This window comes from Streptomyces ipomoeae 91-03 (assembly GCF_000317595.1).
In the GTDB taxonomy this organism is placed as follows: Bacteria; Actinomycetota; Actinomycetes; order Streptomycetales; family Streptomycetaceae; genus Streptomyces; species Streptomyces ipomoeae.
The window spans coordinates 1-3882 of sequence record NZ_AEJC01000021.1 but is presented as its reverse complement, the minus strand read 5'-3'; the positions used below and the strand labels follow the sequence as shown (position 1 = coordinate 3882).

The 3882-nt window shown below is 70.8% G+C and carries 2 protein-coding genes; one reads left to right on the top strand and one right to left on the bottom strand.

Features of this window, described 5'->3' with window-relative positions:
* Positions 1-104: 104 nt before the first annotated feature.
* Positions 105-284 carry a hypothetical protein gene (locus tag STRIP9103_RS01150; protein WP_009294422.1) on the bottom strand — a complete coding sequence of 60 codons (180 nt, stop codon included), beginning with the start codon at positions 282-284 and terminating at the stop codon, positions 105-107.
* A gap of 602 nt (positions 285-886) precedes the next feature.
* Here STRIP9103_RS01150 and STRIP9103_RS01145 point away from each other — a divergent pair.
* Positions 887-3882: sensor histidine kinase (locus tag STRIP9103_RS01145; protein WP_048819483.1), on the top strand; the 2996-nt coding region annotated here is incomplete at its 3' end.

Sequence of the window (3882 nt, the reverse complement as noted above, 5' to 3'; positions counted from 1 at the left end):
CCCTTCACGTTCGTACCCACCGGAGCGGCTCACGGGAAACCGTGCCGTATTCGCAGGAGCCGCCTTGAGCGGGCGGTGGATCGTGTGCGTACTTGAGCGTGCAACTACTCCGCGGAGCGGGCCGGGGCGGTCACGAGGATCGTCCGGCGCGGGTTCGCGGTCTGGGAGGGGAGGTCGACCGAGTGCTCCTGCTCCGGTGCGCGCAGTTCCTCCGCGTCGGCGAGGTGGGCCAGCGTGGTGCGCCGGGGGTTGGCTATCGTGCGGAACATCGTCGTCGTCTTCACTGTGTCCAAGACCTCGTCGGGTGCGGGCGCCGGGTGGGCCAACAAGGGCCGCCCCACAAGCGCGGGTTGTCGGATTCGCCATCCCTGTAAAGCGTCAGGTTAAACATCCGATTCCCGGGTCAAGCGGTGAAGAAGGCATGATCAGTGTGTGAGTTTGCTCACCCAGCACCAGACAAACCGGACATTCCGGATTCTCAACTCGCTCGGGCGAAACGGGCATTGGCCAACGGAAGCCTGCATTCCGCCCCTGATCATGGCGACTGGGACACCCGACTCACGCCAACCGATCGTCCAAGTATGCCCGTTATTGGCGGAAATGACCTCCACCTTCGGTAACGCACACTTCACGCGCTGTCACAGTGAACAGACCGTTACCCATTGGCCTTGTTGCAGATCCGGCACTGTGCTGGAATTCCACGGACCGCCGCAGGGATCGTGCCGGCGCGCAGGGGCGCAACGCAGCGCCGGGCGGCGGTGGAAGGGGGAGCCAGCGCCGGTCACTCACGACCACCAACAGGGGACGTATTCAGGGCGCCCCCAACACGCCGACACCGTCCCGCCGTTCATTCGGTGGGGCGCCTGGTCCAGAGGTTGCGACGCTAGTGCAGGGACGTTTCAAGAGGGATGGCAGCGCTTCGGCGGAGCCGGAGCCACACAACGGAGCTGGCCACGGTTCCTCCCCCCAGCACGCCCAGAACCCGGGTCCGGCGGAGATCGGCGACGGCGGTGAGCGCTCCGGGCGCCCCGGCGCGTCAGCTCCCCCCACGCCGCCCGGCAAGTCCAAGGGCGCGAACAAGTCCGGTGGCCCCGGTTCCCGAATAGCCCTGCGCAACTGGCGCATCTCGACCCGTCTCGTCTCGCTGCTCGCCCTCCCCGTGGTGGCGGCGACGTCACTCGGCGCGCTGCGCATCAGCGACAACGTGGACGACATCCAGCAGCTCGACAACATGCGGCTGCTGACCGACATGACCAAGCAGGCGACCGAACTCGCCGACGCGCTCCAGCGGGAGCGCGACCTGTCCGCCGGGCCCCTCGCCCACGGTCTGAACGCCAGCGACCTGACGGTCAAGAGCGCCCGGCAGAAGACCGACCGGGCCCGGACCCAGTTCCTCGACGCGACCCAGGAAGCCGACAACGCCAACACCACGGACCGACTGCCCGGCGTCCGTGACAGCCTCGTCCGGGTCACCCGCGAGCTGATCAACCTCAACAACGTCCGCAGCAGGGCGTACGACGACGCCCGGAACTCCACGCAGACCGTCGAGGCGTACCACCGTCTGATCGAGCAGCTGCTGGACCTGTCCACGGACATGGCCGAGGCCACCAGCAACCCGGAGATGATCACGCGCACGCGTGCCCTGGCGGCGTTCTCGTCCGCCAAGGAGTACGCCTCCATCCAGCGCGCGGTCATCGCGGCGGCCCTGCCCGTGAACAAGGACGACTTCGGCTCGCTCTCCGAGAACGACCGGCTGTACGCGAGCTCGGCGCTGTCGAACGAGGAGTCCGACCGCAGCACCTTCTCGGACATCTACGGTTCCGGCGCCGAGGAGCTGACCAAGCCGATCGACGACGCGAGCCCCATCATCGAGGCCTCCGACCTCTACGCGAGCCGGGTGCTCGACAGCAGGGACGGTCTGCGCTCGCAGGACAAGCGGTCGTACAAGGACTGGGTCGACGACTCGTCCTCCAAGATCGAGCAGATGAAGAAGATCGAGGGCACGCTGCTGGAGGAGATGGAGCAGACCGCTCGTACGCTCCGCAGCGAGTCCGAGCAGGAAGCGATCATCTCCGGTGCGCTGATCCTGCTCGTCCTCGGTGTCTCCCTGGTCGGCGCGTTCGTCGTGGCCCGGTCCATGATCCGTTCGCTGCGGCGGCTGCAGGACACCGCGACCAAGGTCGCCCAGGACCGACTGCCCGAGCTGGTCAAGCAGCTGTCGGAGTCGGACCCGCAGGACGTCGACACCTCCGTGGAGTCGGTCGGTGTGCACTCCCGGGACGAGATCGGCCAGGTGGCCGCGGCCTTCGACGACGTGCACCGCGAGGCGGTCCGCCTCGCCGCCGAGCAGGCCCTTCTCCGGGGCAACGTCAACGCGATGTTCACCAACCTCTCGCGCCGCTCCCAGGGCCTGATCCAGCGCCAGCTGTCGCTGATCTCCGAACTGGAGTCCCGCGAGGCCGACCCGGACCAGCTGTCCTCGCTGTTCAAGCTGGACCACCTCGCGACGCGTATGCGCCGTAACGGTGAGAACCTCCTCGTCCTCGCGGGTGAGGAGCCCGGCCGCCGGTGGACCCGCCCGGTCCCGCTGGTCGACGTGCTCCGCGCCGCCGCGTCCGAGGTGGAGCAGTACGAGCGCATCGAGCTGGCCTCGGTGCCGACCACCGAGGTCGCCGGCCGCGTCGTCAACGACCTCGTGCACCTGCTCGCCGAGCTGCTGGAGAACGCGACCTCGTTCTCCTCCCCGCAGACCAAGGTCAAGGTCACCGGTCACGCGCTGCCCGACGGCCGGGTGCTGATCGAGATCCACGACACCGGTATCGGTCTCTCTCCCGAGGACCTCGCCGCGATCAACGAGCGGCTCGCCTCGCCGCCCACCGTGGACGTGTCGGTCTCCCGCCGCATGGGTCTGTTCGTGGTCGGCCGGCTGTCCCAGCGGCACGGCATCCGCATCCAGCTGCGGCCGTCCGACTCGGGCGGTACGACCGCGCTCGTCATGCTTCCCGTCGACGTCGCGCAGGGCAACAAGAAGCCCACCCCGGGCAAGCCCGGCCAGGGCGGGCCGTCCACCGGTGGTCCGGCCGCCGCGCAGGCCGCGGCCGGTGCCGCCGCCGCGCGTCGCCAGGCCGGCGGCCAGGCGGGTCCGCCGCTGGGCGGGGGTCCCGCCGGTGGCGGACTGCTCGGTGGCGCCCCGCAGCGTGGGCAGGTCGGCTCCGGACAGGGTCCGCGGGCCGCGCTGCCCGGCAACCCCAGCGGCCCGGGCAACCCCGGTGGTCCGCGTGGGCCGCAGGGCGGTCCCCCGCCGCAGGGTGGGCGGCCGGCTCCGGCCGGTGCCGGGATGTTCGGCGGCGGTCAGGCCCCGGGTGCCCCGCAGGGTCTGCAGGCCGCCGGGACCGGTGGCCCCGGCAACTTCGAGAACTTCTCCGACAACGGTCAGGGCCAGCGCCCCGGCGGCTTCGGTGACATGGGCGTGGCCCGTCCGGGCGGCGCCGACAGCGGCCCCGCCGCCGTGCCGCCGAAGCAGGGCAAGGAACGTTCCGGCAGGCGTCGTCCGCAGCTGCCCGGCCGCGGTGGTCCGCGCGCCGAGCTGCCCGGCGGCAACTCCCCGGCACGGCCGAGCTGGAGCGACGAGAACGCGCAGCCGCCGGTGCCGCGCGCCTCGCTGGACACCCCGCGCGGCCATGACGAGCAGCCGGACGTCACCGCTCCGATGCCGCGGATCGAGCCCGATCAGGGCCCGGCCCCTGCCCCGGACTTCCCGTCCTCGCCGCGTCACGGCTTCGACGCCCAGCGCCCCGGCGCGGGTGCCGGACCGGACAACGGCACCGGGTCGTTCGTCCGCTCCGACGTGTTCGGCGGGTCCGGCGCTCCGTCGGCGCCCAC